Origin of the sequence: Caulobacter zeae, assembly GCF_002858925.1 — a bacterium.
Classification (GTDB): Bacteria; Pseudomonadota; Alphaproteobacteria; order Caulobacterales; family Caulobacteraceae; genus Caulobacter; species Caulobacter zeae.
The window spans coordinates 169,246-190,839 of record NZ_PJRS01000023.1; the positions used below are offsets into that span (position 1 = coordinate 169,246).

The 21,594-nt window shown below is 68.3% G+C and carries 14 protein-coding genes; 5 read left to right on the plus strand and 9 right to left on the minus strand.

Annotated features, from left to right (window positions below):
- Nucleotides 1-20: 20 nt before the first annotated feature.
- The 3 genes from SGCZBJ_RS14195 to SGCZBJ_RS14205 all read right to left on the minus strand — a co-directional run bounded on the left by SGCZBJ_RS14195 (nucleotide 21) and on the right by SGCZBJ_RS14205 (nucleotide 4,535).
- Nucleotides 21-437: a DUF5990 family protein gene (locus SGCZBJ_RS14195; RefSeq protein ID WP_101718645.1), complete on the minus strand. Its 417-nt coding sequence runs from the start codon at nucleotides 435-437 to the stop codon at nucleotides 21-23.
- A 204-nt stretch (nucleotides 438-641) separates the two neighbouring features.
- Nucleotides 642-2,993 carry a glucan 1,4-alpha-glucosidase gene (locus SGCZBJ_RS14200; RefSeq protein WP_101718646.1) on the minus strand — a complete coding sequence of 784 codons (2,352 nt, stop codon included), beginning with the start codon at nucleotides 2,991-2,993 and terminating at the stop codon, nucleotides 642-644.
- Nucleotides 2,994-3,002: 9 nt separating this feature from the next.
- Entirely contained in the window at nucleotides 3,003-4,535 is a 1,533-nt protein-coding gene (locus SGCZBJ_RS14205; RefSeq protein WP_101718647.1) for an MFS transporter, read from the minus strand.
- Between the two features lie 425 nt (nucleotides 4,536-4,960).
- Between SGCZBJ_RS14205 and SGCZBJ_RS14210 the strand changes: the two genes are divergently transcribed.
- Together SGCZBJ_RS14210 and SGCZBJ_RS14215 are read left to right on the plus strand one after the other, a co-directional pair.
- Nucleotides 4,961-5,425: an RrF2 family transcriptional regulator gene (locus SGCZBJ_RS14210; protein ID WP_101718648.1), complete on the plus strand. Its 465-nt coding sequence runs from the start codon at nucleotides 4,961-4,963 to the stop codon at nucleotides 5,423-5,425.
- Nucleotides 5,415-6,305: an NAD(P)/FAD-dependent oxidoreductase gene (locus SGCZBJ_RS14215; RefSeq protein ID WP_101718649.1), complete on the plus strand. Its 891-nt coding sequence runs from the start codon at nucleotides 5,415-5,417 to the stop codon at nucleotides 6,303-6,305. The genes SGCZBJ_RS14210 and SGCZBJ_RS14215 overlap by 11 nt, the downstream gene beginning before the upstream one ends.
- Before the next feature lie 130 nt (nucleotides 6,306-6,435).
- Here SGCZBJ_RS14215 and SGCZBJ_RS14220 read toward each other — a convergent pair whose 3' ends face one another.
- Nucleotides 6,436-8,466, minus strand: coding sequence for a glycoside hydrolase family 97 protein (locus SGCZBJ_RS14220; RefSeq protein ID WP_101718650.1), 2,031 nt, complete (start codon nucleotides 8,464-8,466; stop codon nucleotides 6,436-6,438).
- Between the two features lie 137 nt (nucleotides 8,467-8,603).
- Here SGCZBJ_RS14220 and SGCZBJ_RS14225 point away from each other — a divergent pair, with 137 nt between their 5' ends.
- On the plus strand, nucleotides 8,604-9,617 hold the full coding sequence (locus SGCZBJ_RS14225; protein WP_101718651.1) for a LacI family DNA-binding transcriptional regulator: 1,014 nt from the start codon (nucleotides 8,604-8,606) through the stop codon (nucleotides 9,615-9,617).
- A gap of 305 nt (nucleotides 9,618-9,922) precedes the next feature.
- Here SGCZBJ_RS14225 and SGCZBJ_RS14230 read toward each other — a convergent pair whose 3' ends face one another.
- The gene (locus SGCZBJ_RS14230; RefSeq protein WP_165799326.1) at nucleotides 9,923-11,548 is read right to left on the minus strand and encodes an alpha-amylase family glycosyl hydrolase; all 1,626 of its coding nucleotides are present in this window, start codon (nucleotides 11,546-11,548) and stop codon (nucleotides 9,923-9,925) included.
- Nucleotides 11,545-13,374 (minus strand): alpha-amylase family glycosyl hydrolase, encoded by a 1,830-nt coding sequence (locus SGCZBJ_RS14235; protein ID WP_101718652.1) that lies wholly within the window; start codon nucleotides 13,372-13,374, stop codon nucleotides 11,545-11,547. The genes SGCZBJ_RS14230 and SGCZBJ_RS14235 overlap by 4 nt, the downstream gene beginning before the upstream one ends.
- 304 nt (nucleotides 13,375-13,678) lie before the next feature.
- Here SGCZBJ_RS14235 and SGCZBJ_RS14240 point away from each other — a divergent pair, with 304 nt between their 5' ends.
- Together SGCZBJ_RS14240 and SGCZBJ_RS14245 are read left to right on the plus strand one after the other, a co-directional pair.
- Complete coding sequence (locus tag SGCZBJ_RS14240) at nucleotides 13,679-16,447, plus strand: TonB-dependent receptor (protein WP_101718653.1); 2,769 nt, start codon at nucleotides 13,679-13,681, stop codon at nucleotides 16,445-16,447.
- A 75-nt stretch (nucleotides 16,448-16,522) separates the two neighbouring features.
- The gene (locus SGCZBJ_RS14245; protein WP_101718654.1) at nucleotides 16,523-18,043 is read left to right on the plus strand and encodes a tryptophan halogenase family protein; all 1,521 of its coding nucleotides are present in this window, start codon (nucleotides 16,523-16,525) and stop codon (nucleotides 18,041-18,043) included.
- A 64-nt stretch (nucleotides 18,044-18,107) separates the two neighbouring features.
- On the opposite strand, the gene SGCZBJ_RS14250 is transcribed toward SGCZBJ_RS14245, so the two are convergent.
- From SGCZBJ_RS14250 to SGCZBJ_RS14260, 3 genes are read right to left on the minus strand one after another with little or no spacing between them, the layout of a single operon-like run.
- Nucleotides 18,108-19,094, minus strand: a complete 987-nt coding sequence (locus tag SGCZBJ_RS14250) for a type II secretion system F family protein (protein ID WP_101718655.1) — start codon at nucleotides 19,092-19,094, stop codon at nucleotides 18,108-18,110.
- A 10-nt stretch (nucleotides 19,095-19,104) separates the two neighbouring features.
- Nucleotides 19,105-20,082: a type II secretion system F family protein gene (locus SGCZBJ_RS14255; protein WP_101718656.1), complete on the minus strand. Its 978-nt coding sequence runs from the start codon at nucleotides 20,080-20,082 to the stop codon at nucleotides 19,105-19,107.
- A gap of 9 nt (nucleotides 20,083-20,091) precedes the next feature.
- Nucleotides 20,092-21,588 carry a TadA family conjugal transfer-associated ATPase gene (locus tag SGCZBJ_RS14260; protein ID WP_101718657.1) on the minus strand — a complete coding sequence of 499 codons (1,497 nt, stop codon included), beginning with the start codon at nucleotides 21,586-21,588 and terminating at the stop codon, nucleotides 20,092-20,094.
- Nucleotides 21,589-21,594: the final 6 nt, after the last annotated feature.

Below are 21,594 nucleotides of genomic sequence, written 5' to 3' on the forward strand. Positions count from 1 at the left end.
GGGCGCAAGGAAGGCGGGCGTCAGCCGGCCATCCGCCAGCCCTCCAGAGGAACCACGGTGGCGCAGGCCGGGCCGCCGTCCTTGGCGCGGCCGGGCAGCAGGACCTCGAGCACCGCGCCCTCCAGGGCCCGCGCCAGCAGGTCGGCCGGGATGGTGTGGATGTCGATCTTGGCCCGCCGGCTCCAGGTCGAGGCGTGCTGGCCGGCCGAGGTTCCAATGGCGATATAGACGAACCGCCGGCTGGGCCCTTCGCTGCGGACGTACTCGCCCAGGAACCGCGGACCCGGCGCGACGCGCAACGGCACATCGAAGGCCAGCGGTCCGTCGCCGGCGATCACCGGTCCGACGGGGTGGTTCTTCTTGTCCTGCAGACTGTAGGCGACGCCAGGCACGGGGTCCTGGATGCGCAGCCTCAGCGTGATCGGCTGACCGGTCATGGCGTTCCTCCCGGGGCGCTAGAACGGATCGACATTCCGAACTTGAGACGAAAACCTCGTCCTTCGACAAGCTCAGAATGAGGTTTTTCTGCCGCTCGGGCCTTTGAAATGATCCTCATCCTGAGCTTGTCGGACGAGGATCATTCGCCAGGCGTGAATGCGATCCCTCTAGCCGACGCCGCGCCCGGGGCAAACGCCCCTTCCCTACTTCGCGTACCGCGCCGCCACCGGCTCGTAGCGGTCCCAGACCTGGCCGTCGGCCAGCGAGCGCAGCAGCTTCAGGTACTCGGCGTGCGACCAGGCCAGGGGCGTCGCCGAATCCGTGCCCTCACCGGTCACGTACGGGTGGCGGGTCTTGGCGCCGACGCCGTCCCACACCTGTTCGGGGATCAGCAGGCCGTCATTGGCGAAGAGTTCGATGCCCTTGACGTAGCGGGCGCGGATGGCGGCGATCTGGGCCTTGGAGGGCTTGCCCTTCTCGGCGGCCAGGGCCAGCTCGTAATGCCCGCGCTCGCCGGTGAAGATCGGCCACACCCGGCCGCGCTGGCCTGGGCTCATTTCCCCGCCCTCGCCATAGTTGCCGCCGGTCTTGGCGTCCTCGCCATAGCCGTCGACGTCATAGCGCCGCCAGCCAGGGAATTGCCCCTTCACGCCCGGGAAGCTGAAGTCGTAGCGCACGCGGTACATGTCCTCACGGGCCGTGTCGTCCAGCTCCGGCAGGCTGCCGACGATGTGGCTGTCGTCGGCCCGGCGGACGCCGTAGCGGACCAGTTCGAGGAACCCGCCGTCGACGACCTCGTCCTCAGGCGGGGCGATCTGGCCGTTGGCCGCGCCGATCGGGGCCTTGTCGTTGGGATCCTCGTTCTTGTTCAGGCGCATGAAGTAGCTGCCGTCGCCGAACTTGCCGCTGGTGGTGAACATCCGCGCCTCGACCTTGGCCGAATAGGCGTCGGCGGTTTCGCGATAGCGGTCGCCCGACTTGGCGTCGCCGGCCAGGTCCGCGATCTCGCCGGCGGTGACCAGGCCCGCGATCACCGCGGCCGTGGTCGAGGGCGAGTGGCCGTCCTGCTCCTCCCAGCGCTCCTGCTGGGTGTAGGGCGGGACGATCGTGGCCTTGTTCCAGCCGATGCCGACCTTGCCGCCGTCGACCAGGAAGTCGGCGGCCGGCTTGATCATGCGGGCGTAATAGGCCTTGAGGTCCGGCTCGGAGAGCCAGCCCAGCTTCCACAGCTTCCAGCCCAGCATGATCGGCATGGCCGTCTGGTCCAGCTGGACGCCGACCCACTCGGGCGTGCCGTCCACCTCCGACTTCTGCAGGAACCAGCCGCCCGCGCCCTTGTTGCCCGGGGTCTTCTCGCCGACCTGCACGGTGGGCAGATAGTGGAAGGCCGCCAGCGGCGTTTCCTTGTCGCCCAGGGCCGCCAGGGCCATGGCGCACTGGTAGAAGTCGCGCGGCCACACGGCCTTGTAGCCGGTCGAGGGCTTGGAAGCGTCGACCGTGTCGCCCCAGGGGTTCGACAGCGAGGCGATCAAGGCGCCGGCATAGGTGCGGTCTTCCTGCACCTTCAGCATCAGGGCGCTGGCATAGGCCAGCTTGCCGCCGTCGGCGCTTTCCTTGGCCACGCGCGGCAGCTGCGAGAGCGAGGCGATGTAGTCGGCCCAGCCGACGCGTTCACCCTCGCCGTTGTAGCGGGCCAGCACCTCGTCATAGCCGGTCTTCAGGCTGGCCATGGCCGTCTGGGCCGAAGCGCCCGGATCGGCGCCGAAGCCGATGGCGAAGTCGTAGGTGGCTGCGCCCGAGGCCTGGGTCGGCAGCTGGGCGGCCAGCACGATCGCGCCCTTGGCCTCCGAGCCGCCCGAGAGCACGCCGTCGTCGCCGAGGATTTTCAGAGCGTCATTGCCCTCCAGCTTGGCCGCGGTCGCCTTGGCGAACGGGCGGTCGCCGCGCAGGGTCAGGTACACCTTGCCCTCGCCGGCCGTCAGGGCCTGAGCGCCGGCCGAGCCGACGTCGTTTCCGCCAGTGTTGGCCATGTGCGGTTCCAGCACCAGGAACGGCGTCACCGAGCCCTTCAGCGGCTTGATGGTCACCCGCAGGAACAGGGCGTGACGGTCGGGATCGGTGAAGATCCGCTTCTCGATGACGAAGCGGCCGGCCTTGTCGGTGGTGGTGATCTTGTAGGCCGGCGACAGCGGCCGACCCTTTTTATCCGTATACAGATATTCAGTCCTGGCCGTCGTGTCGCGCCCCTCGACCACGAGACCGTCGGCGGTCTTCACGGCGATCCGCATCTGCTTGATCTGGGCCTCGTGGATCAGGCCGTACATGGTTTCGGTCAGCACGCCGTCGGCGACCGAGAACCACACCTTCGACACCGCGCCGGTCGGGCCGCCGTCCTTGTAGGCGCCGTCGACATAGGCCTCGTACGAGGCGCCGACGGCGGTCTTGGCCGAATAGGCCCAAGTGGTCGTCGGCTTCGTGACGGGCTCGGCCGCGTGGGCGGCCGAGGCTGCGGTCAGGGCCGAGGCGGCCAGGATCAGGGTCTTGAGGGTACGCATGAGGGGGCCTCACGAAGCAGACTTGGCCAGCCGCTTGGGCTCGCCGGGGTCGTTGACGGCGAAGACGGAAACCGCGGCGATTAGAAACGAGGCCGCGCCCAGAACGAGCGCATAGATCGCCTGGCCGCCGAAGAAGGTCTTGAGCAGCAGGCCCAGCACCGTGGCGGCCAGGAGCTGCGGGATGACGATGAAGAAATTGAAGATGCCCATGTAGACGCCCATCTTCCGCCCCGGCACCGAGCCCGACAGGATCGAATAGGGCGACGACAGGATCGAGCTCCAGGCGAAGCCCACGCCGACCATGCCGATGACCAGGAGCTTCGGGTCGCGGATCACGAGGAATGACAAGAGGCCAAGCCCGCCCAGCACCAGGCATAGGGCGTGGGCGACGCGGCGGCTCGCAGCGCGGGCGATGACCGGGATCAGCAGGGCCGCCAGGGCGGCCACGCCGTTATAGACGCCGAACAGCACCCCGACCCAGTCGGCCCCGGCGTTGTAGGCGGCCGAGGTCGCGTCGGTCGCGCCGTAGTGGAAGGCGGCGACGGCAGGGGTCGTGTAGATCCACATGGCGAAGAGGCCGAACCACGAGAAGAACTGCACCACCGCCAGTTGCTTCATCGTGGCGGGCATGGCGAAGAGGTCCTCGACCACCTCGGAAAAGCCGTTGCCCGTGCGCCCAGCCCGCTTCAGCTGGCCGGCGACCAGTTGCGCCAGGCCGAAACCGCCGATCAGGGCGGCCAGGACGTAGAGCTCTTTCTCCAGCTTGGCCGCGTAGACGCCCGCCGCGACGACGAGGCCGACGATCGTCCAGATCGCGCCGCCGGTCAGGTAGGCGGAAACGGCGCGGCCCGGGCCGGCTTCGGTCGTCACAGCCTCGCCCTTGGCCGCGGCGTCGGCGGCCTCGAAGGCGGCCATCTGCTCGGGCGAGTATTCGCGGGTGGAGAAGACCGTCCACAGCACCGAGGCCAGCAACGCCGCCCCGCCCACATAGAAGGCGATGCGCACCGAAGGCGGGATCTGGCCGGCCGGGGCGGTGTTGGCCACGTCCAGCCAGTTGGTCAGGATCCACGGCAGGCACGAGGCCAGCACCGCGCCGATGCCGATGAAGAAGCTCTGCATGGCGTAGCCGGTCGAGCGCTGCTCATCGGGCAGGTTGTCGCCGACGAAGGCCCGGAACGGCTCCATGGTGATGTTGATCGAGGCGTCCATGATCCACAGCGCCGAGGCGGCGATCCACAGGGTCGGCGAATTGGGCATCAGGACCAGGGCGGCCGTGGTCAGGATCGCGCCCCAGAAGAAGTAGGGCCGCCGGCGCCCGAGCTTGCCCCAGGTCTTGTCGGACAGGTGGCCGATGATCGGCTGAACCAGCAGGCCGGTGGCCGGGGCTGCGATCCACAGTATGGCCAGGTGGTCGATCTCGACGCCGAGGGTCTGGAAGATGCGGCTGGTGTTGGCGTTCTGCAGGCCAAAGCCGATCTGGATCCCGAAGAACCCGAAGCACATGTTCCAGATTTGGAAGAGGCTCAGCCTGGCCTTGGTCATCGCTTCCCCGCCTTGACGCCGCCGGTTGGCCCGGCCGTTTGCGCAAATATTTGCAATGCGCTTTTCGGCGCGTATTTGCGCATGGGGAGACGGGCGACGCAATGAGGAAGTGTAGGTTATTGGGAGTTTTCGGGTGTGTATAGCGCTGATGGCGACCGCTTTTCAGTCTCTCGCGAGACCTCTACGAGACAGAAAGTCACCCGCACTCAGCAATAATTCTCATAAATTTGCACCACCGCTCCCGTCATTCCCGCCTTGTGGCGCCCCTGGCTCCACTTGCACGTGAAGCGCCAGCGGCGTGCTGAGCACGCCGCCCCATCCGCCCTTGCGGCTGATCGAGAGGTTCCCGCCACAAGGGCGGGAATGACGGGAGGAAGAGAGGAGCCCCCTTGCGCCCTGCTCCGTCACGTAACATATATAATTACATGAAACGGAACAGCCGCCTCTCCGTCGCCCTGCACGTGCTGCTGCACATGGCCGAACAGGCCGACAAGGCCCTGACCTCGGAGGTCCTGGCCAGTTGGGCCGCGACCAATCCGGTGGTCATCCGCCGCACCTTTGCGGGGCTGCGCGACGCCGGCATCGTCGGCTCGACCAAGGGCCACGGCGGCGGCTGGACGCTGCTGAAGCCGCTCGACGCCGTCAGCCTGGCCGACATCCAGGCGGCGCTGGACGAGCCGCTGCTGGCGCTGGGCAAGGCGGAGGAAAGCCCGGGCTGCCTGGTCGAACAGGCCGTCAACGCCGCGCTGGACGACGCGGTGGCCCAGGCCCGCCGCCTGCTGGACGAGCGCCTTTCCAAGATCACCCTGGCGGACCTGGCCGCCCAGATCGGCCCGCGCCGCGTCGTGCTGGCGGCGGCGGGCTGCAAGGACCCCCATCATGAGTCATGACGTCATCGTCGTCGGCGGCAGCTTCGCCGGCCTGTCCGCCGCCATGCAGCTGGCCCGCGCCCGCCGCGACGTGCTGGTGGTCGACGCGGGCCTGCCCCGCAACCGCTTCGCCGACGCCTCGCACGGCTTTCTCGGCCAGGACGGCAAGGCGCCGTTCGAGATCCTGCGCGAGGCCCGCCAGCTTTCAGCCTATCCCACCGTATCGTTCGTCGAGGGCGAGGCCCGCGACGCAAGCCAAGAGGGCGAAGGCTTCGCCGTGGCGCTGGGCGATGGCCGCAGCCTGCGGAGCAAGCGCCTGGTGCTGGCCACCGGCGTCGCCGACCAGCTGCCCGACATCCCGGGCCTGAAGCCCCGCTGGGGCGCCACCGTGCTGCACTGCCCCTACTGCCACGGCTACGAGGCCCGCGACCGCCGGCTGGGCGTGCTGGCCAGCGGCCCGATGGACCTGCACAAGGCCCAGATGATCCCCGACTGGGGCCCCACCACCCTGTTCAGCCAGGGCCTGCCGATCGACGCGGCGACCCGCAAGCAGCTCATCACGCGGGGCGTCACGATCGAGGAGGTTCCGGTGATCGAGCTTCTGGGCGACGAGCCGGACCTGTCGGGCGCGCGCCTCGCCGACGGCCGCATCGTGGCCATCGAGGCGATCTTCGCCTCGCCCACCGTGCGCATGGCCAGCCCGCTGGCCGAGCGTCTGGGCTGCGCGCAGGAGGACGGCCCTCTGGGACCGCTGATCAGCGCCGACGACTGGAAGGCCACCAGCGTGGCGGGCGTCTTCGCCGCCGGCGACGCGGCGAGGGCCAACCACAACGCCACCCTGGCCTCGGCCGACGGCGTGCTGGCGGGGGTGGGCGCGCACCGGTCGCTGGTGTTCGGGTAGGGATGCGAAAACCCCGCCCTGCGACAGGCTCAGGGTGAGGTTTTCGACTGAGCGGCCTTTGCCCTGTTCCTCATCCTGAGCTCGTCGAGGGACGAGGAACACGCACCGCCCCCGAACCGGCAAGGAAGCGTTACCGCTTCAGCGCCACGAAGCGGATCGCCTGGCCGCCGCCGGGGGCCAGCTTCAGCTCCAGAACGTCGGCCGCCGTCACCTCGCGGGACTCGATGACGATATCCTGCGGGGCGGTCTTCCAGTCGGCTTTCTCGCCATCGCGATAGATCTCGGCGCGATACTTGCGGCCCGGATCCAGGAACGACAGCGGCGCCGAAAGCACCCGGCCCTGCTCGTCGCTGATCGCGCCCAGGTACCAGTCGTCGCTCTTGCGGTCCTTGCGGGCGATGGTGACGAAGTCGCCGATCTCGCCGTTGACCACGCGGGTGTCGGCCCAGTCGACCGGCACATCCTCGATGAACTTGAACGGCTTGGGGTTGGCCTCGTAGTTCTCGAGCAGGTCGGCGGCCATCTGGATCGGGCTGTAGATCACCACGTACAGCGCCAGTTGCTTGGCCCAGGTGGTGGCGACGCCGTCGGGGGCCTTGGTCTTCATGCCGAAGATGCCCGGCGTGTAGTCCATCGGCCCGGCCAGCAGGCGGGTGAAGACGAGGTTGGCCTCGTGCTCGGGCGGGTTGCCCGGCTGGCCCCAGGCGCTGAACTCCATGCCCCGCGCGCCCTCGCGGCTGATCCAGTTGGGATAGGTGCGGCGCAGGCCGGTGTCCTTGATCGGCTCGTGGGCGTTGATGGCGATCTGCCGCTTGGCGGCGGCTTCGAGCACCCGCAGGTGATGCTGCGCCATCGGCTGGCTTTCATGCCAGGCGAAGTGGGCCTTGCTGTCCGCCCCCGTCACCTGGGCGCCGCCGGCGTCGGCGACATAGCCGGTCTTCACGGCCGGCACGCCCACCGACTTGTAGAGGTCGAAGGCGGCGTCCATCTGGCGCTCGTAGACGACGGTGTTGCCGGCCGTCTCGTGGTGGCCGATCAGCACGACGCCCTTCTTCCTGGCGTAGTCGGTCAGCTTCTTCAGGTCGAAGTCGGGGTAGGATTCAGTGAAGCTGAAATCCGAGCCGTCGGCGAACCAGGCGCCGTCCCAGCCCTTGTTCCAGCCCTCGACCAGCACCCCGCCCAAGCCGTGCTTGGCGGCGAAGTCGATGTGGCGCATGACGTTGTCGTTGGTCGCGCCGTGCTTGGGCCCCGAGCCCCAGGTCTTGTGGTCGAGGTGCATCTCCCACCAGACGCCGACATATTTCATCGGCTTGATCCACGAGACGTCGCCCAGCTTGTTGGGGTCGTTGAGGTTCAGGATCAGGCTGGAGGTCACGAGGCCGCCGGCGCTGTCGGCGATCTGCAAGGTGCGCCAGGGGGTGGGGAACGGCGCCGTGCGCTCGACCTTGGCCTCGCCGATCCCCGGCGTCAGGCTGGCCTTGAAGCGACGATCCTGGGCGCGGGCCAGGTTCATGCCGGCATAGTCCACGAGCGAGGCCTCGTGGATCGAGACGTGCAGGCCGTCCTTGGTGCGTAGGGTCATCGGCGTCTGGGCGACCGACACCTCTTCGACCGGCGTGGTGTTGTAGAGATACTCCTCGCGGTTCCACTCATAGGCCGGGATCCACCAGGCGGTCGCCTCGTCGACCAGGCTGAACTCAGTCAGTTCCTCGCCGATGCGGGCGGTCTTCAGATTGGGTTGCTCGGGGAACTCGTAGCGAAAGCCCAGGCCGTCGTCATAGAGGCGGAACACCACGTCGAGCCTGCGGTGCAGGGGGGTCTTCTCGACCAGGGTGACGCGCAGCTCGTTGAAGCGATTGCGCACCGCCTTGCGCTCGCCCCAGGGCAGGTCCCAGGTCTCGTCGACGCTGCGGGTCTGCTGGTCGGTCACCTCGAAATTGCGTTGCAGCTTGGGAGCGTCGACCAGGATGAAGCCCAGCTTCGACGCGGCCACCACCGGCCGGCCCAGACGGCTGACGGCGTAGGTCGGCTGGCCATCGTTGTCGGTGGTCACCGTCAAGCTCAGCACCTTGTCGGGCGAGGTTGCGGTCGCCGTGACGGCCGCGAGCGCGGGCGAAGCCGCCAGGGCCAGGGCGGCCACGGCGAGAAGGCGCAGGATCATGCTTCTACTCCGGAAAACCTCGCCTCGCCGCACTTGCCAAGCACGACGGGCGATGCGTTAAACAGGTCAGTGAAAAATTTTGCGGCAAATTTTGCGCCCACCACTTCGGGCGTTACGGACGACAGGGGCGGGACACGGTGAGCAAGGGGGCGACGCGTCTGGAAGACCTGGCCAGGATGGCCGGCGTCTCGATCTCCACCGCCTCGCGGGCGCTCAACGACAGCCCCGCCGTCAACCAGCGCACCAAGCAGCTGATCTGGAAGCTGGCGCGCGAGATGGACTATCCGTTCCGCCGCTACATGCCCGCCGGCCCGATCGGCGCCGAGGGCACGATCGCCATTGTCGTGCCGCGCCCGCAGCACCGCGAGGGGCGGCTCTCGGACCCGTTCTTCCTCGAACTGTTCGCCGGCGTCGGCGAGGCGGCTCGAGAGCGGGGCTGCGATATCTTGGTCAGCCACGTGGCGCCGGGCAGCTTCGAAGACCTGTCGGCGGCCATGACCACCAGCCGCGCCGACGGGGTGATCTTCCTGGGCCAATCCTGGCTGCACACCGCCTTCAACCGCCTGGCCGAGACGGAAGCCCGCTTCGTGGTCTGGGGCGCCCAGCTGCCCGACCAGGCCTATTGCTCGGTGGGCTCGGACAATCCGCTGGGGGCCAAGCGCGCGACGCTGCACCTGGCGCGTCTCGGTAGAAAGCGCATCGTCTTCCTGGGCGACACCGAGGCGCCCGAAGCCATGCAGCGCCACCGCGGCTATCTCGACGCGGTCGAGCAGTTTGGCCTGGGCGTCGATCCCGACCTGATCGTGCCGGCCCACTTCGAGGTCGAGTCGGCCGAGGCCAGCATCGACAGCCTCATCCAGCGCGGGGTGAAGTTCGACGGCGTCGTGGCCGCCTCCGACCTGATCGCCCTGGGCGCCATCCGCGCCTTGCAGCACGCGGGCCTGTCGGTGCCCGGCGACGTCTCGGTGATCGGCTACGACGACGTGCCCTTCGCCCGCTATTCTCGTCCGGCCCTGTCGACGATCTCGCAGGACACCGCCAAGGCGGGACGGCTGATGGTGTCCAAGCTGCTGGACGCCAGCGGCCAGGGGGCGAGCCGCAGCGAGCGGGTGCCGACGGATCTGATCATCCGGGAAAGCTGCGGGGGGTAGAGCGCCCCTCGCCCCTTCCCTTTTCTTCCCGTCATTCCCGCCCTTGTGGCGGGACCCCCTGGTTCCGCTCGCAGCTGAGCAGCAAGCGAACCGCCAGCGGTTCGCCCCACTCGCACGTGCGGCTGACAGAGGGGTTCCCGCCACAAGGGCGGGAATGACGGGAGATGAAAGAAGACTCCCTTCCCCCTCGATGGGGGAAGGGTCGGGGATGGGGGTGACGCGGCGCTGGCCGGGCCAACCGGCTGGCGTGGGTTCACCCCCACCCAACCCTCCCCCATCGAGGGGGAGGGCTTTGAGGAGCGTCCTCACCCCCGCTTCGCCAGCAGGCCGCCTAGCGGCGGGACCGTTCCCGGCGCGCCGAGGTTGACGCTGTCGACCAGCGTCCAGCCCTGCGGCAGGTCCCAGGCCACGGCCTCGAAGCCGAGGTTGAACACGCACAGCATCGCCGCCTCGCCCTCGCCCCGCTCGAAGACGAGCAGCGGGGTGTTGGTGTCCACGAGGTGCATGCCGCCGGTCTTCAGGGCCGGCCATTGCGCGCGCAGGCCGATCAGGCGGCGGGCGACGTGCAGGGTGGCGGCGGGATCGGCCTCCTGGGCGTCCACCGCCAGGGGCAGGTGGGCCGGATCCACCGGCAGCCACGGCTCGACGGTGGAGAAGCCGGCGTTGAGCGCCCCGGCCGTCCACGGCATCGGCGTGCGGGCGCCATCGCGGCCCAGGGTCTGGGGCCAGTTGGCGATGGCCTCGGGATCGACCAGGCGCTCGAACGGCACCTCGGCCTGCGGCAGGCCCAGCTCCTCGCCCTGGTAGACGAAGACGTTGCCGCGCAGGGTCATCAGCAGCAGCAGGCCCATCTCGGCGAAGGCCTTGCGATCGCGGCCGCGGGCCCAGCGCGACACCGCTCGCGGGGCGTCGTGGTTGGAGAAGGTCCAGGACGGCCAGCCCTCGCCTTCGGCGCCCGGCCACGAGGTCGCGCCGAAGCGGACCAGCTCGTCCTTCAGCGCGTCGGCATAGAGGTAGAGGAAGCTGTAGGCGCTGTTGAGGCGGTCGTTCCCGGCCGTGAACAGCTTCATCTCCTCGTCGGCCCGGTCGCCGCCGATCTCGGCCACCGAGAAGCGGCCCTCGTACTGGTCGGTCAGGGCCCGCAGGCGCGACAGGAACTTCGGGATGTCCGCGTGGCCCTGGTTGAAGACCTTGTCCTGGAAGTCGAACGGCCGCGTGCGCTTGCCGCCCGGCGGCAGGGGCGGATTGTCCCGCAGGGCCGGGTCGTGCATCGAGAAGTTGATGGCGTCGAAGCGGAAGCCGTCGACCCCGCGCTCCAGCCAGAAGCGGGTGATGTCGAGCAGGGCTTCCTGGACCTTGGGATTGTGCAGGTTCAACTGCGGCTGCGAGGCCAGGAAGTTGTGCATGTAGTACTGGCCGCGCCGGGCGTCCCAGGTCCAGGCCGGGCCGCCAAACACCGACTGCCAGTTCGACGGCGGCGAGCCGTCCGGCTTGGCGTCGGCCCAGACATACCAATCCGCATACGGATTATCTCGGCTTTCACGGCCCTGGACGAACCAGGCATGTTCGTCGCTGGTGTGCGAGAAGACCAGATCGATGATGATCTTCACGCCCAGGCGATGGGCCTTGTCGATCAGGGCGTCGAAGTCGGCCAGGGTCCCGAAGATCGGGTCGACGTCGCGATAGTCGGCGACGTCATAGCCGAAGTCCTTCATCGGCGAGGCGAAGAACGGCGACAGCCAGATCGCGTCCACCCCGAGCGAAGCGATGTGCTCAAGACGCGCCGTGATCCCCGGCAGGTCGCCCACCCCGTCGTCGTTGGAGTCGGCGTAGCTGCGCGGATAGACCTGATAGATCACCGCCCCGCGCCACCATTCGGCGGGCGTGGCGAGGGAGGCGTCGGCGGGCTTGGTCAAGCTTTCGGTCGTCACTGGCGCGCGCCCTCCGAGACGCAGATCTTGTAGTCGAGCGGCGCGATGGTCACGCGATAGCTGCCGGGGGCCGCGGCCGCCGGGGCGCAGGCCCCGACCACCGAGCGCCAGGCGCCCGAGGTCGTTTCGACCTCGACATGGGCGTCCACCGGCGCCGCGCCGGTGTTGAACAGGACCAGGGCTTCACGGCCCTGGAGGATGCGGGAGACGGCCAGCAGGCCGGGCTTGTCGCCGGCGGCGCGGATGATCTGCCGGCCCGAGCGCAGGGCCGGCTCGGCGGCGCGTACCTTGGCCATGCCGGAAATGTCGCGATAGAGCGGCGCGGTCGCATCGTAGCGATCGGCGGATCCGGCCTTGCCGCCGATCAGGCGGTTGTCGTTGTAGACGGCCACCTGGCTGGCGAACATGTCCTCGCGGGCGTCCTTGTCGTCGCCGTCGCCGGTGAAGCCCTGCTCGTCGCCGTAATAGAGGGTGGGAGCGCCGCGCAGGAACATCAGCATGGCGTGGGCCAGCGCGTTGCGCTGGACCAGCTCGGCGTCCGGCGCGAGGGGATGGCCGACCAGCAGCCGGCGGCCGAAACGGCCCATGTCGTGGTTGCCCAGGAAGGTGGGGATCTGCGGCCCGGCCGCCTCGCCGCCGCGATAGAGCGCGTCGGCGACGTAGAGCCTGGCGAAGCGATCGGTCCCGGCCTTGCCCGCCACCGTCTCGGTCACCGCCTGCTGAAATGCGAAGTCCAGCGGCGCCGGAAAGCCGTCGACCACGGTCGAGCGGGCCAAGGCCACCGGATCGGGATCGGCGACCTCGGCGAAGATGTGGAAGTTGGGGATGCCGCGCCTGGCCGCCCGTTCCTGCATGGCCGGCACGAAGGCCTGCCAGAACTGCGGATTGACGTGGCGGGCGGTGTCGACACGGAAGCCGTCGATGCCGAACTCGTCGATCCACTGGCCGTAGATCTCGATGAAGCCGGCCACCACGCGCGGGTTCTCGGTGTAGAGGTCGTCGAGCCCGGCGAAGTCGCCATAGAGCGAGCTCTCGCCGACGAAATCGCTCTCGCCGCGGTTATGGTACCAGATCGGGTCGTTCAGCCAGTCGGGCTTCTTGACCCCGGCTTCGGCGGCCGGAACGTAGGGCGTATAGGCGAAGTCGGGCCGGGTCAGTTTCGCGAAGTTCTCGGCCGAGCCGTCGGCGTCGCCGGCGAAGCCGGCGTTGATCGCCGCCCCCGAGACCCCGCCGCGCCGGCTGACCGGATAGTCGGCCTTGCCGCGGTACTCGCAGCGGCGACCCTCGCATTCCTTCAACTTGATGACGTCGGCGGTGTGGTTGATGACGATGTCGAGATAGACCTTCATCCCCCGCGCATGGGCCGCGTCGACCAGGGCCTTGAAGTCGGCCTTGGTCCCCAGGTGGGGGTCGACGTCGGTGAAGTCGGTGATCCAGTAGCCGTGATAGGCGGCGCTTTCCTGGCCCTTGGGGCCCTGCACCGGCTTGTTGGCGAAGATCGGCGCCAGCCAGATCGCCGTGGCGCCCAGGCCCTGCACATAGTCGAGCTTGCCGGCCAGGCCCTTGAAGTCGCCGCCGTGGAAGAAGCCCTTGTCGGCGGGATCATAGCCGGTGGCCAGGCGATCGCCTTTCAGGCCGCCGCGATCATTGGACGGGTCGCCGTTGGCGAAGCGGTCGGCCAGGACGAAATAGATCACCTCGTCCTGCGGAGGCCTGGCGCGGAAGGCTTCAGAAGCCGGGGCCGACAGGGCCGGAACGGCGGTCAGGGCCATGCCGGCGCAGCCGAGCGCGGCCGCCAGCCGCCCCCACCGATTGCGGGTGTTCATCCCCTGCCCCTCCATCCCTAGCGTCGCGATCCTGAACGATGCGTCGCCCAGGTCAATTTTGCATAGATTTGCAAAGCCGTTTGCAGACTGTCAATCCATTCGCCTCGCGATCAGCCCATCAAGCCCTACCGCACTGTGGCCAAATAGCCGCAAAAATCCTTTGAAATGCGGACTTCACCAGGCCTGACGTCACGTAACATGACAATCCGTCCATTTTTCAGTTGCAAAAGTCGCAATGCGTTTGCAGTAATTTGCGCAACACGGCGCGGGAGAACCGCGCGGACCAACTTGCGGGAGGGAACACATGGACATCCGATTCAAGCTGCGCCGCGCGGCGCTGATGAGCGGGGCCGCCACCGGCCTGGCGCTGCTGCTCGCCGCCGGAACGGCCCAGGCGCAGACCCCGGCCGCCGGCCAGACCACCGAAGACAACGCCGTCGAGGAAATCACCGTCACCGGCATCCGGGCCTCGATCGAGAATTCGATCGCCCTGAAGAAGGCCTCCAGCTCGATCGTCGAGACGGTCTCGGCCGAAGACATCGGCAAGCTGCCCGACACCTCGATCGCCGAATCCCTGGCCCGCCTGCCGGGCCTGACCGCCCAGCGCCTGGACGGCCGCGCCCAGTCGATCTCGGTCCGGGGGCTGGGTCCCGACTTCAACACCGTGCTGCTGAACGGCCGCGAGCAGGTCTCGACCAGCGACAACCGCGGCGTCGAGTTCGACCAGTATCCGTCGGAAATCCTCAGCGGCGTGGTGGTCTACAAGACCCCGGACGCCGGCGTCGTCGGCCAGGGCCTGGCCGCCACCGTCGACCTGCGCACCATCCGCCCGCTCGACTACGGCAAGACCGTGATCTCGGCCAACGCCCGCTACGAGATGAACGGCGAGAAGAAGCTGAACCCCGACGCCAAGGACAAGGGCGGCCGCTTCAGCGCCACCTTCGTCGACCAGTTCGCCGACGACACCGTCGGCGTCGCCCTGTCGGTCTCGCACATCTCCTCGCCCACCCAGAGCCGCCGCTTCAACGCCTGGGGCTATCCGACCACGGGCACGGCCAACGACCTGGTGATCGGCGGCGCCAAGCCCTACAACCAGTCCAACAACCTCAAGCGCACCGGCGTGATCGGCGTGTTCGAGTACAAGCCGAACGACAAGTTCCACACCTCGCTCGACGCCTACTATTCCGACTTCAAGGAAAAGCAGATCCTGCGCGGCATCGAGCTGCCGCTCTACTGGAGCTCGGCCTCGCTGCAACCCGGCTACACCGTCACCGACGGCTTCGTGACCGCCGGGACCTACACCGGGGTCAAGGGCGTGATGCGCAACGACCTCAACACCCGCAACGCCAAGCTGGCCTCGCTGGGCTGGAACACCGCCTACACGTTCGACAACGGCTGGACCGCCGTGGCCGACCTTTCCTGGTCGCACGCCGAGCGCAAGGACGTGATCTTCGAGTCCTATTCGGGCACCGGCCCCAGCGGCAGCGGCGCGACCGACACCTTGAGCTTCCGCACCACGCCGGGCGCGGGCACGATGTTCAGCTCGACGCTGGACTACACCAACGCCGCCCAGATCGTGCTGACCGACCCGCAAGGCTGGGGCGCGGGCGCGGCCGGCGGGGCCCTGACCCAGGCCGGCTTCTACAACACCCCGGAAATCGAGGACGAGCTGAAGGCGGTCAAGCTGGCCGCCAAGCGCGACCTGTCCTGGGGCCCGATCAACAGCGTCGAGTTCGCCTACAACGGCAGCCTGCGCGAGAAGTCCAAGGAAGTGCACGAAAGCTTCCTGACCTTCGGCGGCCGCATCGCCGACGGCGCCCCGACCAGCCGCGCCATCCCGGCCGCGGCGATCCTGGGTACGGTCAGCCTCGACATGATCGGCATCAAGGGCATGCTGGCCTATGATCCGATGTACCTGCTGAAGAACGGCGTCTACACGCTGATCGCCGACCAGAACCCCGCCGTGCAGACCCGCAACTGGTCGGTGCGCGAAGAGGTCCACCTGGCCTACGCCAAGTTCGGCATCGACAGCACCGTCGGCTCCATCCCGGTGACCGGCAACGCCGGCGTCCAGGTGGTCTACACCGACCAGTTCTCGACCGGCGTGGCCGTCGATCCCAACAACGTCGCCAACCCGATGTCGACCGACGACGGCGACAAGTTCACCTACGTTCTGCCCAGCCTGAACCTGACCTTCGACCTCAGCAACGAGACCCTGCTGCGCGTCGGCCTGGCCCGCACCCTGGCCCGCGCCCGGATGGACGAACTGCGCGCCAGCCAGTCGTTCAACCAGAACCCGGCCTACCTGACCTCGACCAACCCCAGCCAGTCGTACTTCAGCGCCAACGGCGGCAACCCGCGCCTGCGTCCGTACATCGCCGACGGCGTGGACCTGTCGCTGGAGAAGTATTTCGGCCGCTCGGCCTATGTCTCGGTGGCCGCCTATTACAAGAAGCTGTCGAACTACGTGAACTCGAACTCCTCGAGCTACAAGGACTTCGCGGCCTTCACCTACCTGCTCACCCCGGCCCAGCAGGCCGCGCTGGGCACGACCGTCGGCCTGGTCACCGGTCCCGACAACGGCAAGGGCGGCTTCATCCGCGGCGTCGAGTTCTCGACCTCGCTGCAGGGCGACCTGCTGTGGGAGCCCCTGCGCCACTTCGGCCTGCAGTTCAGCGCCTCGCTGACCGACAGCGAAGTGAAGCTGGAAGACAACATGGACCCGATCGACATGCCCGGGCTGTCGAAGAAGGTCGTCAACACCACGTTCTACTACGAGAACAACGGCTTCAACGCCCGGATCAGCAACCGCTATCGCGGCAAGTTCCTAGGCGAGGTGGCCGGCCTGTCGGCCGCCCGCATCTACCGCACGGTGGACGCTGAATCGGTGCTCGACGCGCAGATCGGCTACGAGTTCCGCGAAGGCCGCTTCGAGGGCCTGTCGCTGATGCTGCAAGCCAACAACATCACCGACGAGCCGTTCAGGACCTACGAGAACGGCGATAAGCGCCGGACCATCGACTACCAGAAGTACGGCACCACCTACATGTTCGGCGTCGCCTACAAGTTCTAGGCCCGCTCTGAAGAGCCCCGCCGGTCCGCCGGCGGGGCTTTTTGCTTTTCACAGGGAGAGAAGGACTCAAAGGCCATGGCGGACAACCGCATCGGCAGGATCGTCATCGTCGGCGGCGGCACGGCCGGGTGGATGAGCGCGGCGATGCTGGCCCGCGCCCTGGGCCCGGCCGCGAAGATCAGCCTGGTGGAGTCCGAGGCGATCGGCACGGTCGGGGTCGGCGAGGCCTCGATCCCTCAGCTGCGCAACTTCAACGCCTTCCTGGGCCTGGACGAGGACGCCTTCCTTCGCGCCACCGAAGGCACGATCAAGCTGGGCATCGAGTTCGTCGACTGGCTGCATCCGGGCCATCGCTACATGCACGCCTTCGGACCCGTCGGCCGGCCGCTGGGGACCACGCCCTTCCATCACTACTGGCTGGACGCCCGCCGGCGCGGAACCGCCGGCGACGACTTCTGGGCCTGGTCGGCCAACGCCCTGGCCGCCCGCGCCGGACGCTTTGGCCGCACGCCGGGCGAGGCCGGCGCCGAACCCCTGACCTGGGCCTTCCACTTCGACGCCGCCCTCTATGCCCGCCACCTGCGCACCTATGCCCAGGCCCGGGGCGTCCAGCGGATCGAGGGCCGCATCATCGGCGTCGACCAGGACGGCGAGAGCGGCTTCCTGCGCGCCGTGGCCTTGGAGGGCGAGCGCCGGGTCGAGGGCGACCTCTTCATCGACTGCTCGGGCTTCCGCGGCCTGCTGATCGAGGAGACGCTGAAATCGGGCTACGAGGACTGGCGCAAGTGGCTGCCGATGGACAGCGCCTGGGCCGCGCCCAGCCGCGACGACGCCCCGCCGGTTCCCTACACCCGCGCCTGGGCCCGCGACGCCGGCTGGCAGTGGCGGATCCCGTTGCAGCACCGCACCGGCAACGGCCACGTCTTCTCCAGCGCCTGGACCGACAAGGACGCTGCCGCCCGCACCCTGATGGCCAACCTCGAAGGCGAGGCGCTCGCCGAGCCGCGCCTGCTGACCTTCGTCACCGGCCGCCGCAGGAAGAGCTGGAACCGCAACGTCGTGGCCCTGGGCCTGGCTTCGGGCTTCATGGAGCCGCTGGAATCGACCAGCATCCATCTGGTCCAGTCGGGCCTGGCGCGCCTGCTGGCGCTGTTTCCCGACCAGGGCTTCGACCCGCTGCTGGCCGACGAATTCAACCGCCAGACCGAGCAGGAATACGCCTGCATCCGCGACTTCCTGGTCCTGCACTACAAGGCCACGCAGCGCGAGGACACGCCGTTCTGGGCCAGCCGCAAGGCCATGGAGATCCCCCACAGCCTGGCCGAACGCATGGCGCTGTTCGCCGGCAGCGGCCGGGTGTTCAGCCGCGACGAGGACCTGTTCAAGGAAAGCAGCTGGGTGCAGGTGCTGCTGGGCCAGGGCGTGACGCCGGCCGCGGCCCATCCGATGACCGCCGTGGCCGCCGACGCTCAGGTCGACGGCTGGCTGGACGACCTGGCCCGCATCGCCGGCCGCACCGCCGCCTCGCTGCCGACCCACGCCGCCTTCCTGGCCGCCGCCGGCGGCCCGCGCCCGGCCCAGCGCCTGGCAGGCTGATCCCCTTCCCCTGACTGACCCTCGCCGGAACCTGCGCCGGCGGGGGTCGACTTTTCGGGGAAGATCAGCCGACCGGCTTCTTGGCCATCAGGTCGGTGACCTTGAGGATCGCCGGACCCAGGATGACGATGAACAGCACCGGTAGGAAGAACACGATCATCGGCACGGTCAGCTTGGGCGGCAGGCTGGCGGCCTTCTTCTCGGCGGCCGACAGGCGCAGTTCGCGGTTTTCCTTGGCCATCACCCGCAGGGCCGCGCCCAGCGGCGTGCCGTAGCGCTCGGCCTGGATCATGGCCGTGGCCACCGACTTGATGCCGGGATGGTTGGTCCGCCGCGCCAGGCCCTCGTAGGCCAGGCGCCGGTCGGGCAGGTAGGACAGCTCGGCGGTCAGCAGGGACAGTTCCTCGGCCAGCTCCATCGAGCTGCCGCCGACCTCGTTGCTGACCTTCTGGATCGCCGCCTCGATCGACATGCCGCTCTCGACGCAGATCAGCAGCAGGTCGAGGGCGTCGGGGAAGGCCGCGACGATCGACTCGCGGCGCTTCTGGGCGGCGTTCTGGATGTAGAGGTTGGGCGCGTAGTAGCCGACGGTCAGGGCGCCGATGCAGATCGCCAGCTTCTGGGTCATCTGCAGGGCGAAGCCGTTCATGCCGAACAGGTAGGTCGCCGCCAGCAGGGCGAAGGCGAACGGCATCACGAAGCGGAAGAAGTAGAAGGTCGACACCGGCTTGGGACCGCGGAAACCGGCCTGGGCCAGCTTGTCGACGACCTTGGGGTCCTCCAGCAGCTTCGACAATTGCAGCCGGTCGACGATGGTCTTGTAGACGCCCTCGTCGGTGTGGCGCAGGCTCGAGCTGGAGGCGCCCTTCTGGGCCAGGGCCGCGCGCGAACGGCGACGCAGCTCCTCGCGGCGGTTGGCCACCGACTTCAGCCGGCTTTCCAGCCCGCTGTTGCTCATCACCGGCGCGGCCAGGGTGATGATGGTGGCGAACACCACCAGCGCCACGAAGGCGGTCAGGAGGTTCGAGGGATCCGTCAGCATCTGGACCATGCGCGTCTCCCTAGAACTTGAAGTTGATCATGCGGCGCATGATGAAGATGCCCATGCTCATCCACACCGCCGCGACCAGCAGCATCAGGCGGCCGCGCAGGTCGGTGAACAGGGTGCTCATGTAGTCCGGGGCAATGATGGTGATCAGGATCATCACGCCTGGCGGCAAGCAGCCGATGATGAAGGCCGAGGCCACGGCTTCGGCCGACAGGGCCTTGATCTTCTCGGACATCAGCTTGCGCGAGCGCAGCACCGCCGACAGGTTGCCCAGCGCCTCGGCCAGGTTGCCGCCGGTCTTCTGCTGGATGTTGAGCACGATGGCGAAGAACCGCACCTCGGCGGTCGGCATCCGCTCGTAAAGCCGCTCCAGCGCCGCGTCGATCGGCATGCCCATGGCGATGTTCTCGGTCAGGGTGCGGAACTCGCCGGCCAGGGGCTCGGGGCTCTCCTTGCCGATGATCTTCAGGCAGTCATGCACCGGCAGGCCCGACTTGATGCCGCGGACGATGATGTCGATGGCGTCGGCGAAGGCGTCGATGAACTTCTTGGTGCGCTGCTTGCCGAGGAACCCGATCACCCAGCGCGGCAGGCCCAGCGCCGCGGCGAAACCGCCGGCCAGGGCCACCACCGGCATCTGCCGGACGGCCAGCAGGAGCACGGCGACCAGCACCCCGAGCACCGCGCTGATGATCCAGAACAGCTTGACGTTCTCACCCAGGCCCGCGGCCCGCAAGCGCGCGGCGATCGTCAGGGTGGCCTTCTTCTGCTTGCGGTCCTGTTCCTTGAGCGTCTTGAGGATCTGCTTGCGGCGGGCGTCGGGGGTGTTGGCCGCGACCTTGGCCCGCGCGGCGACCTGGCGCTCGCCGCCGCCGACGATCACCTGGGCGCGCTTGGCCGCCTTGGCGCCGGCGCTTTCGCCGCCGCCGGTCAGCACGAAGCCGAGGCCCGCGATGGTGATGAAGCCCAGGACCGCGATCAGGATGAACATGACCCCGCCCTACTCCGCCGCGTCCAGCGCCTCGGCCAGCTCGCGCTCGAGGCCGTAGTAGCGGGCGCGGTCCCAGAAGCGCGGCCGGGCGATGCCGGTCGAGCGGTGCTTGCCCAGCACCTTGCCGTGCTCGTCCTCGCCGGTGATCTCGTAGACGAACAGGTCCTGGGTGACGATGACGTCGCCTTCCAGGCCGACCACCTCGGTGACGTGGGTGATGCGACGGCTGCCGTCGCGCAGGCGGGCGGCCTGGATGATCACGTCGACCGAGCCGACGATCATCTCCTTGATGGTCTTGGAGGGCAGGCCGTAGCCGCCCATGGTGATCATGCTCTCGACGCGGCTGATGGCTTCGCGCGGGCTGTTGGCGTGCAGCGTGCCCATCGAGCCGTCGTGGCCGGTGTTCATGGCCTGCAACAGGTCGAACGCCTCGGGGCCGCGGACTTCGCCGACGATGATGCGTTCGGGACGCATCCGCAGGCAGTTCTTGACCAGGTCGCGCATGGTCACCGCGCCCTGGCCTTCCAGGTTGGGCGGACGGGTTTCCAGGCGCACCACGTGCGGCTGCTGCAGCTGCAGTTCGGCCGCGTCCTCGCAGGTCACGACCCGTTCGGTGGGGTCGATGAAGGCGGTCATGGTGTTGAGCAGGGTCGTCTTGCCCGAGCCCGTGCCGCCCGAGATGATGACGTTGCAGCGGCAGGCGCCGATGACGCCTAGGACGCGCGCGCCCTCGGGGCTGATGGAGAGGTACTCCACCAGGTTCTTCATCGTCAGCTTGTCCTTCTTGAACTTCCGGATGGTCAGGGTGGGACCATCCAGCGCCAAGGGGGGCGCGATGACGTTGACGCGGCTGCCGTCGGGCAGGCGGGCGTCGCAGATCGGCGAGCTTTCATCGACCCGGCGGCCGACCTGGCTGACGATCCGCTGGCAGATGTTCATCAGCTGGAGATTGTCGCGGAAGCGGACGTTGGTCAGCTGCACCTTGCCGGCGACTTCGATGAACACCCGGTGCGCGCCATTGACCATGATGTCGGCGATGTCGTCACGAGCCAGCAGCGGCTCCAGCGGGCCGTAGCCGAGGACGTCGTTGATGATGTCTTGGACCAGGTGCTCCTGCTCGGACACCGACATCGAGACGTTCTTGATCGCCACCAGCTCGGCGACGATGTCGCGGATCTCTTCGGCGGCGGCCTTCTGGTCCAGCTGGGCCAGCTGCGACAGGTCGATGGTGTTGAGCAGCGCGTTGAAGATCGTGGTCTTCGTGGCGTGATAATAATCGCTCTGCTCACGGACGATCGTGGCGGTCTGGGGCTGACCCTGGGCCGCGCGCAGCTGCTCCAGCCCTTGCGTGGCCTTGGGCGCGGCCGCCGGCTTGGCCGGCGCAGCCGCAGGGGGCGCGGCGGGGTCGACCCGCTGCGGACGCGTGGCGATGGCCGTCCCGCCGGTCGGGGCGGGCGGCGGCGCCTGGCGCTCGGTGACGGTGGCCTGATCGCGCTTGCCGAACATTCGCCC

Bases quoted from the DNA above. Each gene is read 5' to 3' on its own strand.
- SGCZBJ_RS14195 (WP_101718645.1), bottom strand. From the start codon at position 437: ATGACCGGTCAGCCGATCACGCTGAGGCTGCGCATCCAGGACCCCGTG.
- SGCZBJ_RS14200 (WP_101718646.1), bottom strand. From the start codon at position 2,993: ATGCGTACCCTCAAGACCCTGATCCTGGCCGCCTCGGCCCTGACCGCA.
- SGCZBJ_RS14205 (WP_101718647.1), bottom strand. From the start codon at position 4,535: ATGACCAAGGCCAGGCTGAGCCTCTTCCAAATCTGGAACATGTGCTTC.
- SGCZBJ_RS14210 (WP_101718648.1), top strand. From the start codon at position 4,961: ATGAAACGGAACAGCCGCCTCTCCGTCGCCCTGCACGTGCTGCTGCAC.
- SGCZBJ_RS14215 (WP_101718649.1), top strand. From the start codon at position 5,415: ATGAGTCATGACGTCATCGTCGTCGGCGGCAGCTTCGCCGGCCTGTCC.
- SGCZBJ_RS14220 (WP_101718650.1), bottom strand. From the start codon at position 8,466: ATGATCCTGCGCCTTCTCGCCGTGGCCGCCCTGGCCCTGGCGGCTTCG.
- SGCZBJ_RS14235 (WP_101718652.1), bottom strand. From the start codon at position 13,374: ATGAACACCCGCAATCGGTGGGGGCGGCTGGCGGCCGCGCTCGGCTGC.
- SGCZBJ_RS14240 (WP_101718653.1), top strand. From the start codon at position 13,679: ATGGACATCCGATTCAAGCTGCGCCGCGCGGCGCTGATGAGCGGGGCC.
- SGCZBJ_RS14245 (WP_101718654.1), top strand. From the start codon at position 16,523: ATGGCGGACAACCGCATCGGCAGGATCGTCATCGTCGGCGGCGGCACG.
- SGCZBJ_RS14250 (WP_101718655.1), bottom strand. From the start codon at position 19,094: ATGGTCCAGATGCTGACGGATCCCTCGAACCTCCTGACCGCCTTCGTG.
- SGCZBJ_RS14255 (WP_101718656.1), bottom strand. From the start codon at position 20,082: ATGTTCATCCTGATCGCGGTCCTGGGCTTCATCACCATCGCGGGCCTC.
- SGCZBJ_RS14260 (WP_101718657.1), bottom strand. From the start codon at position 21,588: ATGTTCGGCAAGCGCGATCAGGCCACCGTCACCGAGCGCCAGGCGCCG.